15 protein-coding genes and 1 riboswitch are annotated in these 17,946 nt (G+C 40.0%); of the genes, 9 read left to right on the top strand and 6 right to left on the bottom strand.

What is annotated here, in order from left to right; translation table 11 throughout:
- Positions 1–16: 16 nt before the first annotated feature.
- Positions 17–340: a pyrimidine/purine nucleoside phosphorylase gene (locus tag DYI81_RS05290; protein WP_106983888.1), complete on the bottom strand. Its 324-nt coding sequence runs from the start codon at positions 338–340 to the stop codon at positions 17–19.
- A gap of 572 nt (positions 341–912) precedes the next feature.
- On the opposite strand from DYI81_RS05290, the gene recN reads away from it, so the two are divergent.
- The 3 genes from recN to ruvX all read left to right on the top strand — a co-directional run bounded on the left by recN (position 913) and on the right by ruvX (position 3,698).
- Entirely contained in the window at positions 913–2,574 is a 1,662-nt protein-coding gene (gene recN / locus DYI81_RS05295) for a DNA repair protein RecN (protein ID WP_106983887.1), read from the top strand.
- Positions 2,575–2,707: 133 nt separating this feature from the next.
- On the top strand, positions 2,708–3,262 hold the full coding sequence (locus DYI81_RS05300) for a YqgE/AlgH family protein (RefSeq protein ID WP_106983886.1): 555 nt from the start codon (positions 2,708–2,710) through the stop codon (positions 3,260–3,262).
- The gene (gene ruvX / locus DYI81_RS05305; RefSeq protein ID WP_106983885.1) at positions 3,255–3,698 is read left to right on the top strand and encodes a Holliday junction resolvase RuvX; all 444 of its coding nucleotides are present in this window, start codon (positions 3,255–3,257) and stop codon (positions 3,696–3,698) included. The genes DYI81_RS05300 and ruvX overlap by 8 nt, the downstream gene beginning before the upstream one ends.
- 82 nt (positions 3,699–3,780) lie before the next feature.
- Here the strand turns inward: ruvX and DYI81_RS05310 are convergent, their stop codons facing one another.
- Genes DYI81_RS05310 through DYI81_RS05320 form a run of 3 tightly spaced genes read right to left on the bottom strand, consistent with a single transcriptional unit; the run spans position 3,781 to position 7,116 of the window.
- Positions 3,781–4,788: an HlyD family secretion protein gene (locus tag DYI81_RS05310; RefSeq protein ID WP_106984096.1), complete on the bottom strand. Its 1,008-nt coding sequence runs from the start codon at positions 4,786–4,788 to the stop codon at positions 3,781–3,783.
- Positions 4,789–4,825: 37 nt separating this feature from the next.
- Positions 4,826–5,032: a DUF1656 domain-containing protein gene (locus DYI81_RS05315; RefSeq protein WP_106983884.1), complete on the bottom strand. Its 207-nt coding sequence runs from the start codon at positions 5,030–5,032 to the stop codon at positions 4,826–4,828.
- A 2-nt stretch (positions 5,033–5,034) separates the two neighbouring features.
- Complete coding sequence (locus DYI81_RS05320) at positions 5,035–7,116, bottom strand: FUSC family protein (protein ID WP_117006919.1); 2,082 nt, start codon at positions 7,114–7,116, stop codon at positions 5,035–5,037.
- Between the two features lie 410 nt (positions 7,117–7,526).
- Here DYI81_RS05320 and DYI81_RS05325 point away from each other — a divergent pair, with 410 nt between their 5' ends.
- Positions 7,527–8,309 carry an IclR family transcriptional regulator C-terminal domain-containing protein gene (locus tag DYI81_RS05325; protein WP_106983882.1) on the top strand — a complete coding sequence of 261 codons (783 nt, stop codon included), beginning with the start codon at positions 7,527–7,529 and terminating at the stop codon, positions 8,307–8,309.
- Between the two features lie 326 nt (positions 8,310–8,635).
- Positions 8,636–10,438 (top strand): ABC transporter ATP-binding protein, encoded by a 1,803-nt coding sequence (locus tag DYI81_RS05330; RefSeq protein WP_117006920.1) that lies wholly within the window; start codon positions 8,636–8,638, stop codon positions 10,436–10,438.
- A 67-nt stretch (positions 10,439–10,505) separates the two neighbouring features.
- Here the strand turns inward: DYI81_RS05330 and phoU are convergent, their stop codons facing one another.
- Positions 10,506–11,225, bottom strand: coding sequence for a phosphate signaling complex protein PhoU (phoU, locus tag DYI81_RS05335; RefSeq protein ID WP_106984095.1), 720 nt, complete (start codon positions 11,223–11,225; stop codon positions 10,506–10,508).
- 81 nt (positions 11,226–11,306) lie between these two features.
- Positions 11,307–12,659 carry a TolC family outer membrane protein gene (locus DYI81_RS05340; protein ID WP_106983881.1) on the bottom strand — a complete coding sequence of 451 codons (1,353 nt, stop codon included), beginning with the start codon at positions 12,657–12,659 and terminating at the stop codon, positions 11,307–11,309.
- Positions 12,660–12,996: 337 nt separating this feature from the next.
- On the opposite strand from DYI81_RS05340, the gene DYI81_RS05345 reads away from it, so the two are divergent.
- From DYI81_RS05345 to cpdA, 4 genes are all read left to right on the top strand, one after another.
- Entirely contained in the window at positions 12,997–13,965 is a 969-nt protein-coding gene (locus tag DYI81_RS05345; RefSeq protein ID WP_117006921.1) for a hypothetical protein, read from the top strand.
- Between the two features lie 105 nt (positions 13,966–14,070).
- Positions 14,071–14,196, top strand: a riboswitch (TPP riboswitch).
- 143 nt (positions 14,197–14,339) lie between these two features.
- Entirely contained in the window at positions 14,340–16,241 is a 1,902-nt protein-coding gene (gene thiC, locus DYI81_RS05350) for a phosphomethylpyrimidine synthase ThiC (protein WP_117006922.1), read from the top strand.
- A 78-nt stretch (positions 16,242–16,319) separates the two neighbouring features.
- Positions 16,320–16,940: an NUDIX domain-containing protein gene (locus tag DYI81_RS05355; protein WP_117006923.1), complete on the top strand. Its 621-nt coding sequence runs from the start codon at positions 16,320–16,322 to the stop codon at positions 16,938–16,940.
- Positions 16,941–16,950: 10 nt separating this feature from the next.
- Complete coding sequence (cpdA, locus tag DYI81_RS05360; RefSeq protein WP_117006924.1) at positions 16,951–17,775, top strand: 3',5'-cyclic-AMP phosphodiesterase; 825 nt, start codon at positions 16,951–16,953, stop codon at positions 17,773–17,775.
- Positions 17,776–17,946 lie beyond the last annotated feature (171 nt).

Raw genomic sequence — 17,946 nt, forward strand, 5'->3', positions numbered from 1 at the left:
TTGGCTACGGAATCGCTTAGCCTTCAAAATGACATACGTAATCTAACACTTCATCTGTTTCAATTTTAAAACGGCTTTCACCCGGCACATAGAAGGACTGACCTGCACGGAACAATTCGCTTTCTTCGCTATCGCCAATTTGTACACGGCATTCACCTGAGATGATTTCCATACGCTCAGGGACATGTGTTTCAAATGTCAGTGGCTTTTCCGTTGGAAGCAAAATACCCAATGTTTTCTTGGTACCATCTTCAAATTGAACGGTATGGCTAATGCATAGACCACCAAAATAAACATTTGATTTTTTTACAACTGATACATGATCAAACTGCGCTGACATGCGTATTTCTCCAGATAAAGCATATTTATAATATTTAGATTGAGTTAGTTTAATTCCGCCACTTGAACTAATCAATCAATGAATGCACAGACGGAATCAAGTAATCATGCCGCCTTCATCGCCAAAGCTCATATCCATATTGACGATTCTGCTTCAAAAGCTGACTGAGTCTAAAGCAACTATTTTTGAATCTCAAATCACTTTTTATGATACAAAAATATGACATGTAAAACTTTGTCTATGAGCACTTTAAAGAATCATTGGACTTGAAGCTATCATAAAATAAACTAGCGAAGAACATGCCAAAATTAGACCAACAGCTTATTTTTTGTAAAATTACTGTAGCTATATCTAAGTTAAGTGACCAAAACATGACAGTATTGTGATCAATACTCATATTTACCCCCATGAAATATCGGCGATGATGATCATCATCACTTCTCCTCTATCATCTTGTCCAAATTGCGTTAAAATGATGCTGTTTTTCGGTCTTATCTCAACTAAGCCGTCTTGTGAGAAAAACAAAACTTGTCTATCTTAAAACTCAAACTCTTCGCAGCTCGGATGCGTGTATGCTGACACATTTAACTCTGATCAATTTTGCATTAGCCGACCATTTAGCCATTGATATTGAAAAAGGTTTTAACGTTTTAACGGGTGAAACTGGCGCAGGTAAATCCTTGTTATTGGATGCCCTCTCAGCGTGTTTAGGAGAACGTACAGATACCAATTATGTGCGTTATGGATCAGATAAAGCCGATGTTACAGCCACCTTTAGTTATCAAGAAGGCTCACCAGAAGCGCTTTGGCTAAAAGAGCAGGAGTTAGATGATGAGTCAGGGGAAATCCATTTACGTCGTGTGATTTTTGCAACGGGTCGAAGTAAAGCATGGATTAACGGCCGACCAAGTAGTCTATCTGAGCTCAAAGAGTTGGGGCGCTTACTGGTTCAACTGTATAGCCAGCATAGTCAGCAACAATTACTCGAACCGCCTTATCCAAAACACTGGATCGATCGTTATAGTAGCTTCCATGAACCTGCACAAGCAGTACGTGATGCATATAGCCTGTGGCATAAAAATATTCGACTGCATCAAACCGCACTCGATGCACAAGCGACACGTAAGCAAAGAATTGAAACCTTACAATTACAGCTTGAAGAACTCGAAGAACCTGTACAGCTAGACTACAAAGAGATTGAACAAGAGTTCGATCGTTTAAGTCATCATGAACATATTATGCAAGACTGTGGTTATGGTCTGGCTGCCTTAGATGATGCAGAACAAAATATTAACCAAGAAATTTCATCTATTTTGCGCCGTTTAGAGTCACATGCGGGACGTAGTGAACAACTGTCTGAAATTTACAATGCTGTACTCAATGCACAAAGTGAATTAGATGATGCGACAGCAAACTTGCGCCAGTTCATTGACCGTCAAAGTTTTGATCCTGAACGAATGGAAGAACTCAATACCCAGCTTGAAGTCTTCCATCGTTTAGCACGTAAATACCGTACACAACCTGAACTTTTAAAAGAGCAATTTGATACTTGGCAAACTGAACTACAGCAATTGCATGAATTGGAAGACCCTGAAACCCTTGCAGAGCAAGTGGAGTTGTCTTACCAAGACTTTTTAGCAAAAGCTGAACATTTAGACCATATTCGCCGTGAAGCAGCGACACCATTAGCCAAACAATTAACCGAGCAAGTTAAACAGTTGGCGTTGCCTGAAGCACATTTTGAATTTAAATTTGAACCACTCGAGCAAGCCTCGAGTGAAGGTTTAAGTTTCATTCAGTTGCTCTTTACCGCAAACAAAGGCATTCCTGCACAGCCCTTGGCAAAAGTTGCTTCTGGTGGTGAATTATCGCGAATTGCCTTGGTGATGCAGGTGATGAATGCCGAAAAAACCGATGCCGAAATTATTGTTTTTGATGAAATTGATGTTGGTATTAGCGGTGGTACAGCGGAAATCGTCGGTCGTTTATTGGCTGATTTGGCACAACATGTGCAGATTTTATGTATTACTCATCAGGCACAAGTGGCCGCACAATCAGACCAACACCTATTGGTTAAAAAGCGTCAGACTGACCCAGCCAGCAGTACAATTTTAGAATTAGAAGAAGACGGCCGTATTCAAGAATTAGCGCGTATGACAGGTGGTGTAGAAATTAGCGAAACAACACTCCAACATGCTAAACAGTTACGCAATCTAAAATTTCAACACGCTTAAGCCCAAATCAGCAAAAGATACGAATTAAAACGCGCCAAATGCAAAAAGTATTTGGCGAAATCTTATTCCTCTTGTAACGTGTAATAAATTAAAGATCATAAAGACAATCATAGAGATAGGGAGACGCCCTTCGGTGAGCAAACAATATCTGACGCATCAATGTTTGATTGCACCGCCAGATATGCAAGATGAATTTTTTGCAAATACGGTGATTTATTTGGCACGCCACGATGAAGATGGCGCGCAAGGCATCATCATTAACCGCCCTTCTGGCCTGCAAATTAAAGAGTTGCTCAACGATCTGGAAATTAATGCGGATAACGTCAATCCGCATGAAGTTTTGCAAGGTGGTCCCTTACGTCCAGAAGCAGGCTTTGTACTTCATACGGGACAACCCACATGGCATTCATCCATTGCGGTAGGTGAAAATGTCTGTATTACTACATCAAAAGACATTTTAGATGCGATTGCACACAATGAAGGTGTTGGTCGTTATCAAATTGCATTAGGCTATGCCAGCTGGAGCAAAAACCAATTAGAACAAGAGATTTCTCGTGGTGATTGGCTCATTTGTGACTCCGATATGGATTTAATTTTTAACTTGCCATACAGTGACCGCTGGGATGCAGCCTACAAAAAAATGGGCGTCGACCGTAATTGGCTTTCTTCCGAGATAGGACATGCCTGATTTATCTTCACCGCATTTAATTATGGCCTTTGACTTTGGCACACAAAAAATGGGCATGGCTGTTGGCCAATCGCTTATTGAAAGCGCCAATCCATTACCATTATTTCCCATGAAAGATGGAATTCCGGTTTGGGATGATTTACTTAAAATTGTGAAGCAATACCAACCGACTTTATTTTTGGTGGGTTTGCCACTCAATATGGATGATAGCGAATCAGAACTTTCTGCACGAGCACGTAAATTCGCCCGCCGCTTACGCCACCAAACCAATATTGAAACCTTAATGGTGGATGAACGTTTAACAACACGTGAAGCACGGGATGAACTCGATCATTATCAAGCCCAAGGGCGCGCTAAAAAGCTCTCTGCAGACAGTATTGCTGCTGCTTTATTTATTGAAAGTTGGTATCGAAACCCTGAAGGTTTAACACCTTAAATCAGATTTCATTCATAAAAAAAAAGCATCTGAATCAGATGCTTTTTTTATTTTTAGATGAAAATTTGAAATGAACGATTTTTTATTGCTTATCTTCTAAAATATGAACTGTCACAGTACGACCTGCAACAAATGCCAATTCATTTTTAGGAACTTCATCTAAAACAATTTTTACCGGAACACGTTGTGCCAAACGCACCCAACTAAAGGTTGGATTCACATTGGCCAACAAACCTGTGGTTGAAGTTCTTTCCCTATCTTCAATACCTGAAGCAATCCCTTGAACGTGCCCTTTTAAGCTATGAGAATCCCCCATTAATTGAATCGATGCGGGTGCGCCCACATAAATTTTATTCAATTTAGTTTCTTCAAAATAACCCACCACATACAGTTCTTCACGGTCAAGTAAAGCTGCAACAGCTTGACCCACTTTGACATAATTACCTGCTTTTAATTCAAAGTTGGATAATGTGCCATCTGCAGGTGCAACCACTTCTGAACGCTTTAAATTCAATTGTGCTAAATGCAAATTACTGGTTGCCACTTCAATTAATGCTTTTTGCTGAACAATATTGGCTTTGGCTTGCTCAATCGATGCCTGCATTTGTTCATGCTCTGCATGAGATTGGTCTCTTTGCGCAAACATTTGGTCTTGTTCTTGTTTTGAAATTGCGCCATCCATTAAGTTTGAATAACGATTTGCATTTTTGTCTGCTAAATTTCTAGTGGCTTCAGATTTTATAACATTGGCTTTGGCCTGTAGTAACGAGGCTTCCGCCGAGGCTAGGCTTGCTTTCGCTTTCGCCAAATCAGATTTCGCTTGCTCAACATCAAGAGATTGGCGTGCAACATCGATTTTAAATAGAACTTGCCCTTTTTTCACCGTTTGGTTGTCTTGAACCAAAACTTCAGTAATTAAACCTGAAACATCCGAAGAGACCTGAATTACATCACCTCGAATACGTCCATCACGTGTCCATGGCGCTGCATTGTAATAGTTCCAAATATGTGTAATTGCCAATATCGCAAAAATCGCAACAACCAGTAAACCTACGGGTCGTATGATTTTACGCAAATCAAAAGATGCCATTTTCATTTTACCTCGTTCATTTCAATTATTTGTGTGCTTAAACAGAACACACGATAAAACCCCAATGGATTAGCCATAGTAAAATGACATAAACACATAAATAGAAAACGCTAGGTAACGGGATCCACCCTTTTGCGATTAAGGGGTCTATTACTAACATCGCTAAGCGCAGCACAACGTAAGCAATTACGCTCTGCACTAAAAGCATGGGGACATAAACACCATAGATATTGAGTTCACCCATATTTATGCTCCCACCCAATGTGTTTGTTCAGTTTTATCAAAACTTGCATGACACAAACTGCTTTGAATATTGTTAAGTGAAATCTGTAGTCGCTGAGAAAGATCCGAATTTTCCATATCTAAAGCTCGAATTTTTAATGTTTGAATTTGGCTTAATATTTCATTTCGATACTGACCTTCTGCTTGATATAGCTCTTTCGCACGGAAGTAATCATCTAAATGAGACTGTAACGCTGCCAAACTTAGGCAAAGTTCAGGCTCGTCATTCAACTTAGAAATCAGCTCTTGAAGACGGGTTAAATCAATAACCGCACTGGACTCAATCAGGGCCAAATTAATCTTTTTCTTTAATAAGTCTGATTGCACTACTTTGGTATTGAGAATACCAATCCGATCGAACATGCCACGTAGGTGAATGCGGAAGTTCACTCCATAAGGGATATATAAGGCTTGCCTGATATCTTTGTAATGTAAGGCCAAAATACGCTGTGCCGTAATATCTGGCGACATCGCTCGAACCAAATGAATTACATAAACAGAAATAATTGGACCAAGTACCGTGCCAATAGACGCATCAAAAAAGAAGATCTGATCTAACGAATAACGATTTTGAAAGTTAAGTCCCATAATCGTTCCCATAAGGACAGGTAAAGCCAAGCCAGTTAAGGGCGGATGAGGAAACATCATTAAGCAATACATTACAAATGGCGCAAGAACCAAGGCCAACTGCCAAAACTCGGTGACGTGCGGAAAAATACCGTAGGCATAAATAAACACCATAACCCCTGCATAAATATTCCCACGAATAAACATTTTCAAAGCAGGCACAGGGTTATCCATCGACGTCAAAATACATGCACTAATTGCCGCCATTTCAGCCAACATAAATGCGGCCTTCCAGCCACTCATAATCCAAAAACCTGTGGCAATCAGCACAATTAAAAATGCAGAAATTCCTCCTCGCACCGCCATCCCATGATCTCGATGTAGACTTGGATAAGTAGTGGTTAAGGGCGCAACACTCTCAGGTAAAGATGCATCACCTTTTTGTATGCGCTGCCAAATCAATTTAATTGCACGTACATTCTGAATAAAATGGCGAATATCCATTTTAAAGCTCTGAATAACCACTTGTTGTGATGAGGTTGCCACCGCCGATATATTGGCAAAATCCTGTTCAAAACTTTCAGGTAAAGTGTTTAATTCACGCTCAGAAAAATCTTCATGTGTATCCAAAAATTCAACAATATGTTGTCTTGCAAGCTCTAGCTGTGGTCGATAATTCGTATCAATTTCATCGAGTTGTTTAATGCGTTCTGCCATGGCAACCATATTACTCACCAGCATACTGAGCTGATGCAATAACTCTTGTAAGGGTTTGGTCATCCCCTTCAAAGTTGATTTTTCATAAGTCAAATGCACGGCCATGACATGAATATCAGCAATATCACGTGCAATATGACTCAGCGCCGTGCTGTAATTTTCTAATGCTTTTTCATCTATTAATATTTTTTCAAAAAGCTGTTTTGTATCTAAAAGTGCTTTTGACACTCGGGTTTTTACAGCAGGCCCAATATGCATTGGAAAAATAGTGGTCGTCACAATCGCACTACACACCACCCCAACCGTAATTTCTAAAAACCGCCCTACAGCCATATCAAATATAGAGCTGGTATCGATGTTATAAATAATGTTGTAGCAAATAATCACCGTGGTATAGCCCGCCAACATACACACATAACTACGCGGGGTTCGGTCTAACAGTGAAATATAAAGACAAAAACCCACCCAAAAGGCTAAAAAGAAAGTAAATAGCCAAGGGGTGTTAATTAAAAACGGTGTAACAGCAACGGAAACGACCGCACCCAATAGCGTCCCTAAAACGCGATACAAACTTTTAGAAGACGTCATGCCTGCATAAGGATTGGCAATAACAAATACAGTGCCAATCGCCCAAATGGGATAGGCCAAATTTAAAGCGAATGCAACATAAAGTGAAAGCATGCCTGCTAAAAACGTTTTAGTCGCAAAAATCCAGTCCATTTTATTCGGACGAAATGCAAGTAATTGTTTGGTTAATAACATGTCTTTCTCAAAGATGATGCTTTTAAACCACGAACTCACAGGGATGACTCGACCTGAGCAGGTCCAACATCCAATACGATGCCTACGTAGATATGGTTTAAAAGCAAAGAAATTTGGCGAAAGAATGCACCAACCCAAATAAAGGTTAATAATTCGCCATTAGATATTTTGGTTGCATTTTTTCAAATTTAGCATTTAAAGTCAATATAAATTATCCAATAGTGATAATTTAACTTATTTTATCTTCATACTTTCTAATTAAAATGCAATCCAAGAGCCAAAGATTCTCCTTTGAAGCTCACAGCTGACATACAGAATGTGTCGAAAACTCCTGCAGAGCAGCAGTGTTTTTGTTATAAAGTAACTCTTAATTTGAAATTTTCCGCTTATTTTGAGCAAGTAGGTTTTTTATGGCCCTATCCAGTTTTGGTAAAATTCTTACTGTCTTGGACTTATTCTCTATTTCACGTCCCGTCATTAATGTCGATATCATCAGTGAAGAACTTGGCTTATCAAAACCCACGAGCTACCGCTATTTAAAAGAATTGGTCTCTGTAGAACTATTACAACGCCTAAGTGGAACCTCTGGCGATTATACATTGGGCTCAAAAATAGCCGTTTTGGACTATATTTCACGTACCACAGATCCCTTGGTCCAAATCAGCACGCCGTTTATGCAAGATATTGTCGAACGGACAGAGTTTTCTTGCCTATTAACGCATTTAAATCATGATTCCTGCATTGATCTACATGATGAAGTGTATAAAAACACCTTGCTGCTGTCGTATGGTCGCGGTTGTCCACGTCCTGTCTTTGTCGGTTCATCAGCCAAAGTTATGATTTCACATTTACCTAAACAGATGATGCTGGATTACTATCAACGCTTTGCAGAACAATTATCAGCAGTCAATTTTGCGCAAGATCAGCATGAGTTTTTAGAAAAAATGAAGAAGATTAAAAAGCAAGGCTATTATTTTTCTGTAGGTGAACTCGATCCTAATATTTCTGGTTTGTCCGTGCCGATCAAATTTTCCAGCAAAGAACCACCACTCGCACTGACCTTGTTAGCATCTAAAAACCGCTTTGAGTTTGTCAATCTACAAAAACTCATTGAGATTTTGCAAGAAAATGCCAGTTTAATTGAGAAAAAGGTCAATACACTGGCTGAGCAAACACAGCATTCACCTCTATAAAAGCATCTTTGATTGCACAAAAATAGTTGAATATTTAGATAGATTCTCATAATATGATTATTGTTCTTCATCAACCTTAATGTTCCATGACATCTTTGTGCGATATAAAGAAGACACTCCTCAGAAGTAAAAAGCTCATGTTTCCATGGGCTTTTTTCTTGTCTCAATAAAAGTAATGTCTCTGGTCGAGGGCACTTTGTTTTGTCTGGTCGACTGTAGACTTATACTTATGCAATTTTGCTCACAATTTAATACAAGGAAGTCGCTTGTTGGTATGGGTTGAAATACTTACACTAAAATCAATTCAACAATAAAAATAACTGCCCATGAGCCTCTGGCAACTCTTTCATAAGTTACGCCCCTTTGTGCATCCTTATAAATTATTGGTTATCGCGACCTTAATTTTAACGCTTATTGGCGCCTTAACAGCACAAGTCAATGCACTCACCTTGCAATATGCCGTCGATCGGATCAATTCGCTGTTAGAGGCTGGTCAGGGTCTCGCCGAAGGCTGGCGCATCTTAATCACCATTAGCATCATTTTATTAAGCAAAGAAATCCTCAATGCGGTGGTGCAATTTGGTCAAAAATTTTATGGCGAGAAACTGCGCATTTTTGTATCGCAAGATTTAGCTCAAGGCATTATTGAAAAATTTCTCACCTATCGCTTGGCTTTTTTTAATCACGATGCAAACCAAGCGGGTAAATTACAAACTCGTATTGACCGTGGGATTGGCTCTCTCACCCGCTTGGTGCAAATATTTTTTATTGATATCTTGCCCTTATTTACCAGTGCCATTATTGCACTCGGGCTCATGTTTTATGCCAACATCTATGTCGGATTAGTTGCCCTTAGCATTGTGCCAATTTACTTTTGGCTGACCTATAAACAAGCGCAAAAGCTCGGGGGATGGCGTAGAAACTTACGTGACGGTCGTGAGAAAAAAAGCCAAGGGATTTTAGGTATTATTAATTCAATTACCGTCATTAAGTCGTTTAATCGCGAATCGATTGAAGCAGAAAAACAACTAAAATTACAAAAAGAACTCACCCACAACCAAATGCGCACGCGCCAAACCAGTTTTGTGTTTGATGGCTTAAAAACCTTTATTGAACAAATTGGCATTGTGCTCATTATTATCTTAACAGCCTATTTTGTGCTCGATGGACAAATGACCATTGGGATGATTATGTACCATGTTTTACTCTTTAATAATGTTTCAGCTCCGATTCGCTCTTTGCATCGCATCTATGATGAAGTGAATGATGCCATGATTTATGCCGAAAGCTTCTTTGGCATTCTTGAAGCGGATGATGAAATTGAACATTCTGGCCCCTTAAAGCCATCAATTCAGGGTGAATTTAAACTACAAAATGTCGACTTTTCCTATCCCAATGGTCATCAAGCTTTAAAACAGATCAATATGACTATTCAACCCAATAAAATTACTGCCTTAGTCGGTTTGTCGGGTGCAGGAAAATCGACCTTAATTAGTCTCTTAGACAAATTTTACCAATCTCAAGCAGGAACAATTCAGATTGATGGGATTCCCCTGCAAGACATCGATACGCATTATTTACGTGAACATATTGGTTTAGTTTTGCAAAAAAATCATATTTTCCAAGGCACAATTTTTGAAAATATTCGTTATGGTAAAACCCATGCCAGCTTAGACGATGTCATTGAAGTTGCAAAAAAAGCCTCAATTCATGAGCAAATTTTGCAACTCGAACATAGCTATGACACAGATGCACTCATGCTGTCCGGTGGCCAACAACAACGCATTGCCTTAGCACGAATGTTTTTAAAAAATCCACCGATTATTTTTTTAGATGAACCTACAGCCAGCTTAGATGCGATTGCCACTGAGCAAATCAAACACAGCCTCGATGAAATTAAGCAAGGGCGTACAGTGGTCATTATCTCCCACAGTTTGTCGCAAATTATTGATGCCGATTACACCTATGTGATGAAAGATGGATGTATTACAGAACATGGCGAACATCATCAGCTTTATCATCAAGAAGGTGTGTATAAAGATATTTTTGATGCGATGGCCAAGAGCCTCAATATTGAAAAAATTGCCAAAACCTTTGAAGAAGATGGTGAAGAAGAAACACATAGTTAAGCAAACTATACGCACTTAAAAATAAAAAAGCCTGCAATTCGCAGGCTTATAAGCTCCATTCAGTCGCTTAGCGCTGAACCTTCAACTCAATTTCTTCGACACTGGTATGGCGCACATCTAGGCCTTTCACCATATAAATCACTTGCTCTGAAATATTGCGTGCATGGTCACCAATGCGTTCCAAAGAACGAAGTACCCACATCACATTAATCACACGCGTAATATGGCGCGGATCTTCAATCATATAGGTCATTAAAGTACGTGTTGCAGACTGATATTCACGGTCAATATCGGCATCAGCCAACAGTACTTTTAAAGCCTGATCTACATCTAAACGTGCAAAAGCATCTAAGGCATCATGAATCATGACACGCACTTGGTTACCAATATGACGAGTTTCCATGTAACCGCGAGGTGAACCACCCTCTTCACATAAGCTTTGTGCTATACGGGCAATTTTTGCAGCTTCATCACCAATTCGTTCTAAATCTGTATTGGCTTTGGACATTGCAATCACCATACGCAAATCAATAGCTGCAGGATGACGACGTGCCAAAATTAAGGTCAGCGCTTCATCAATTTCTGTTTCTAAACGATTTACTGCATTGTCTTGAAATTGCACATCAATCGCCATCGCGGCATCGGTATCCAATAAAGCATGGATTGCATTTGCCACCTGCTGTTCAACCAAACCACCCATGGTCATAAACTTCGTGTTTACACCTTGTAAATCTTCATTAAATTGAGACGAAATATGGTGATTTAAAATCGGGTTGTTTGGGCTCAATGCATGCACTCCACAGCAACAAATTTAGAGAATTTAATAGGCTCTATTAGAACATATCCATTATGAAGCTTTTATGACGACTTAAGGTTTATTTATACGCATATCGACCGTAGGTTGAGACAGCCAGATGTTCATTTCTTCAAGGTCAGTTTCACTCAACTTACCCACAGCCGCTTTAAGCTTCAATACATGGACCAAATAATCATATTTGGTATTTAAATAATCTTGCTTAGCAGAAAAAGCGTTACGCTGCGCCAATAGTACATCGACCATGGTTTTTAAGCCCTCACGGTACTGTGCTTGTGAAGCCTTCGACACCGTTGCAGAAGACTCCATTGCAGCTTTACGCGCTTGGATCTTCGTTTGATCTGTGTCTACCTGCATATAGGCTTGCTTGACATCCGTTGTGGCTTTACGGACAGCTGCGTCTAATTCTGCTTCACTTTTTTGCACATTCACTGCGGCTTGTTTAATCGACTTCTGCGTACGCCCACCCGTATACAGATTCCAATTCATTTCTACACCCACTTGGTTAAACTGACCATCTTGCGACATGATCGAGTTTGGGCTTTGCTTGGCATAACCATACGTACCAACAGCTTCAATTTGTGGGTAAAGTGCCGCTTTTTCGACACGCTTTTTATCTTCGGCATAACGTTGTTGCATACGTGCTTGCAAAATACCGAGGTTCTGCCCCATGGCTAAATCTTCCCAAGCCTGCATACTACTTGGAACAGGTTTCTGAAATTCAAAATCATCACGTAGCACGGCTAAATTTTCAGTATAAGGGCCAATCATTTGCTGGAGTTTTTCTTGTGCCAACACCAATTGTACTTGTGTGGCCATGCGGTTCGCCCGCGCATTTTGATACTGCGCATTGGCTTCACTCACATCGCTTTTAGCCACTAAGCCTTCTTTGAGCTTGGCATCCATCATTTTGAGCTGTTCAGATAGTGCTTTTTCTTCTTGTAAATTAGCCACGGTTAAAGCTTGCTGACGCAGTACATTAAAATAGGAATCCGCGACATTTAAAATATGATCTTGTCGTTGTAACCGAAGACTAATTTCACTCAAATTAATTGAGGTTTTGACTTGCTTTAACCCTTCCCATGCATCCCAGCGAAAAAGTGGCTGGCGAGCTGTTAAAGCAATTTGTTTACTGGTCACACTGCTAGGCATATTCAACCCTGCCGATGCACCTGATGTATTTTCACCTTGGTTTTTACGGGTCACATTGCCCGATAAGCTAATCGTGGGCAATAAATTGCCTGAAGCAATACCAAGGTTCAATTGATCGGCTTTATACTGCAACTGATTGGCTTGCCAAGTAGGATCAGACTGTTTTGCTCGTTCATAAGCATCGACCAAATCCAAGGCAGTGGCCCATGGACTTAAGAACAACGCACACGTACAGAGTAAGTAATTTATCTTCATTTTTTTTGGCAAATCCCTGCAATTCTTTATCGCTTCTTTGACATTCAATCTGAAGTCAAAGCAAATACTAAAGCGATTTATGCAATTTTCCGTATGATTTTTATTAATTTTTTACAGTGATTCTTATAATTTAGCGTATTTTCCTGAAATAATCATAAACGCTGACAACGCTGTAACAAAGCAATGCACAATACTACACATTCTTCATGCTTTTGGCGCTATAAAATACCGACATTCTATCGGACAAATTTCAATTTTTTGTGACTGGGTGACTGTGTCTTTACGTTCTTTTTTTTCTGTTCCATACAGAATTCTCCTTATTGGTTGCATAATTGCAATGGTTGCCTGTCAGCAACAAGATGAGCCACACCCAATTAAAGAGCAAATTGAAACGCCTAAAGTGCAAAATACGGCAGTTGATCTCACGCTCATGTGCCAAAATATTAAAAAAAATATGGCTGAGATTAATGATCAGCGTACCACTTTTGCCCTAGAACAAATTAATCAAGATTTAAAAGTTTGTTTGCCTTTGCTTAATCTTGAGCAACAAAAAGCCTTATTAAGCCTATCCTTACAAATGTACGATAACTTTTTGCAGGTTAAACGTACTCCTGCACAGCAAATCGCCTTTGAGCGCTATGCGTTTGATATGGCACAACATCCCACCATTCATCAGAGTCATTTTGAACAGCTGACCGCACGGGATCAATACTTACTCAAACATCAAGGACAAGCCTATGTCGAAGTGGTGGATGCAGGCAATGAACAACTGAGCTACCGTCGTAGCCCTGAATATCTGGCCCGGATTTTTGCGCCATATATGCCAGAGGCTGAAAAAGTATTTATTGAAAACTTGGCGCATCAAAATATTGAAACTGCTATTCAAGACAAAAGCCTGCTCATTGAACCCTTTGAAGTGGCACGGCGCGCGCTCTATTGGGAAGATTATATTCAACAATATCCACAAAGTAGCTACTTAAGTGATGCTAAATTGCTTCTCGCACAATATCGTTATTTTTTATTTATTGGTGCACCCAAAAGCCCCGTATCAGAAGGCTATCATGACCAATATTCTGTACGAGTAAGCTCTTGGGAGGAAATTGAAAAACTCTCCCAACGCCATGATTCTGAATTATCAAAATTGGCGAAGAAATTTATTCAGTTCTATCACATGAGCGAAGAGCAACGTAGACAAAAGATTCCTGCCCCCGCATCTGCAACTGCCGAACAGCAATTGATACATTATCTTGATTTAACACGCCAAAACTCTAGCAAAGACTGTTTTAGTGATGCTATCTGTCTGTGATGTATACACATCATCACCTTGTTAAATCTTCGCAAAGCATTTTTATCGTACTGATTACTGTCGCTTCGTGCTTTGTTTTTCAGTACAACTCCGCTAAAATTTGAGCATCGCTTGACGGAGCGCGGGTAATCTCCCGCTGAGATCACTTAAAAGCATTACATGCTTTTAAAGGTGAGTACCGTTGAACCTGATCAGGTTAATACCTGCGTAGGAATCAAGCCAGCTAAAAACTGAAAGCCTATATGTTGTCTATTGGTCGGTAGAAATACCCTGCTTTTTACATATTTTTATATGTTCAGGCGCGCCATAAGTACAACTTGCCCCTGTTTTTGGTCGTGCTTGATTCGTTGATGTCATTCATAAGGATCATTGTAATGAACCAATTAACGAATCTCACCGCTACAGATCTTTCTGCTCAACATGAGCAAGATGCTAAAGATCTCACTCGAATTTTACCTGCATCACGTAAGGTATATCTCCAAGGCTCACGCCCAGATATACAAGTTCCCATGCGTGAAATTGCATTAACAGATACACCAACCGAGCAAGGCCTCGAAAAAAATCCGGCACTGATGGTCTATGACACCTCTGGCGTGTATACCGACCCAAATGTCAATATCGATCTCAATGTCGGCTTACCTCACGTGCGTGAAGCTTGGATTGCCGAGCGTAACGACACAGAATGTTTAGACACACTCAGCTCTAAATTTGGCCAAGAACGCCTACGTGACATTCGTACGGCAGAGATTCGCTTTGCACACATACAAAAACCACGCCGTGCAAAAGCTGGAAAAAATGTAACGCAAATGCATTATGCCAAACAAGGCATTATTACCCCAGAAATGGAATACATCGCAATTCGTGAAAACCAACGCCAAAGCGAAGGTGTGGATATGCGCCAGCATGCAGGTCAAAACTTTGGCGCACATAATTTAATGGAAATCACACCTGAATTTGTGCGTAAAGAAGTCGCTGAAGGCCGCGCGATTATTCCAGCCAATATTAATCACCCTGAAATTGAACCGATGATTATTGGTCGTAATTTTTTAGTCAAAATTAATGCCAATATTGGCAACTCGGCATTGGGTTCAAGCATTGATGAAGAAGTTGCCAAAATGACTTGGGCTACCCGCTGGGGGGCCGACACGATTATGGACCTATCAACCGGCAAAAATATTCATGAAACCCGCGAATGGATTATTCGTAATTCTCCTGTACCCATTGGCACAGTACCAATTTACCAAGCCTTAGAAAAAGTAAATGGTGTTGCAGAAGACTTAAACTGGGAAATCTTTAAAGACACCTTAATTGAACAAGCCGAACAAGGCGTCGATTACTTTACCATTCATGCTGGGGTGCTATTGCGCTATGTGCCAATGACCGCTAACCGCCTCACAGGGATAGTCTCTCGTGGTGGGTCCATCATGGCACAGTGGTGTTTGGCACATCATCAAGAAAACTTCCTCTACACACATTTTGATGAAATTTGTGAAATTATGAAAGCCTATGATGTTTCCTTTAGTTTAGGTGATGGTTTACGTCCAGGTTGCATACAAGATGCCAATGATGAAGCGCAGTTTAGTGAATTACGCACCCTAGGGGAACTAACCCATCGCGCATGGGAACATGATGTTCAGGTAATGATTGAAGGTCCTGGCCATGTACCTATGCACATGATTAAGGAAAATATGGACTTACAACTTGAAGTCTGCCAAGAAGCACCTTTCTATACACTCGGCCCTTTAACCACTGATATTGCACCAGGCTATGACCATATTACTTCCGCAATTGGCGCAGCCATGATTGGTTGGTACGGTACAGCCATGCTTTGCTATGTTACACCGAAAGAGCACTTGGGCTTACCCAATAAAAAAGATGTCAAAGATGGCATTATTACCTACAAAATAGCAGCCCATGCTGCCGACTTAGCCAAAGGTCATCCAGGGGCGCAAGCACGGGATAATGCGCTTTCTAAAGCTCGCTTTGAATTCCGCTGGGAAGATCAATTTAACTTAAGCTTAGACCCTGACACAGCCCGAAGTATGCATGATGAAACCATGCCCAAAGATGCACATAAATCTGCACACTTCTGTTCAATGTGCGGGCCTAAGTTTTGTTCTATGAAAATTACACAAAATGTACGCGAATATGCCAAGGCAAATAATTCCAGCCAAAGCACTGAAATGCATACATTAAATCAAAAAATTGAACATGGATTTAATGAAATGAAAGCCGTTTATCAGGAACATGGTCAAAAACTATACTCCAAAGTATAATTGACGCAAAAAATCTTTTATCTTCGAGTGATTCTCAGTTAGGATGAAAAACAGCTGTTTTTCATCCTAATAAAGCTTATGAATATTATTAAACAAGCCTCTTATAATCAGAATAATTTTACGATAGAAAGCCGTGAGCACGTCTTCAAAGGATTTATTCAAGTTGAAAAAGTCAGCTTACGTTACCGCTTATTTAATCAAGAACAATATAGTCGCACTTTGGCGCGTGAACTCATTCAACGCAAAGAAGCCGCAGGCGTGTTATTGTATAGCCCAACACAACAAAAAATTGGCTTAATTGAACAGTTCCGTATCGGTGCAATTGATGATGTAGATTCTGCATGGCAACTCGAAGTCATTGCAGGTGTATTAGATGGTCAAGAATCACCTGAAAGTTGTATTCGCCGTGAAAGCCTTGAAGAATCAGGCTGTGAAATCGACCAACTTCAGCATTTATTTACCTTCTATCCTTCTGCGGGTGCTTGCTCTGAAATTTTTCATTTATATGCTGCTGCCACACAACTGCCTGAACACGGCGGTATTTTTGGCTTAGAAGAAGAAGGTGAAAATATTCAGCTTCATTTGATCGATTACACTGATATTCCAGCATTATTAACCAATGGGCGGTTAAAGAATGCGCCTGTCATTATGGCCTTGCAATGGTTACAAATGCAGATAAATACTATGAAGAATGTCTAAGGGGAAGGACATGCCTCTCATTAATAATAATGATCAACACAAGCACGATCCCGTGTTTGATTGGACCATCATTCAAATATCAGATACACATCTGATGGATCAGCACGAGTTAGATTTTGTCTCAGTCAATCCTGAGCAAAGTTTTCACGACGTGATGTATCACATTCAGCAACAAGTGCCACATATCGATGCGATTATTCACACAGGTGACCTCGCACAAGTCCCTGTTGCTGAAACCTATAGCCGTTATTTACAGTTTATGAATGGATTAGATATTCCCCATTATCAAATTCCAGGCAATCATGACTGTACAGACATATTTCCATTCCATTTACAGCAAGATCAGGCACATATTTTACATTATGGTGCTTGGAGTCTAATTTTGCTCAATAGTGCGGTCAAAGACAAAGTCGATGGTTGGATCAGCGAAGTACAATTACAACAATTACATCAGCTTCTGAGTGATCATCCGCAGCAGCATATTCTGATTGCTTGCCATCACCACCCCTTTGCGATGGAATCTGCATGGATTGATCAGCATAAACTCAAAAATGCGACGCATTTGATGGATGTGATTTCACAGCACAGTAATGTCAAAATTGTGATCTGTGGACACGTGCATCAAGACTCGATGAACACATGGAATAATATTCAATTTTTATCGACACCTTCGACCAGCATTCAGTTTAAGCCACATAGCCAAACCTTTGCTTTAGATCAAGTTTTACCTGGATATAGAGTGATACGCTTAAAGAATAATGGCGAATTTGAAACCGAAGTACATCGTGTTGCTTTATCGCAACCACAAATAAATGTCGAAATTTCAGGTTATTAACTTTTCAATTTGTTTTTTTTCTATTACTTTATGTCCTCAAATGGAAAAGTGATATAAAACATCCAGACATCTGGGACTATCAAAAAGGAAAAAAAGTCTATATGATGACGACCCCCACAGGAGGAAACTCCTTGAAAGGGTGGATATAACATGCATATCACCATATTTTTT

The organism is Acinetobacter sp. SWAC5 (genome assembly GCF_003419885.1).
In the GTDB taxonomy this organism is placed as follows: domain Bacteria; phylum Pseudomonadota; class Gammaproteobacteria; order Pseudomonadales; family Moraxellaceae; genus Acinetobacter; species Acinetobacter cumulans.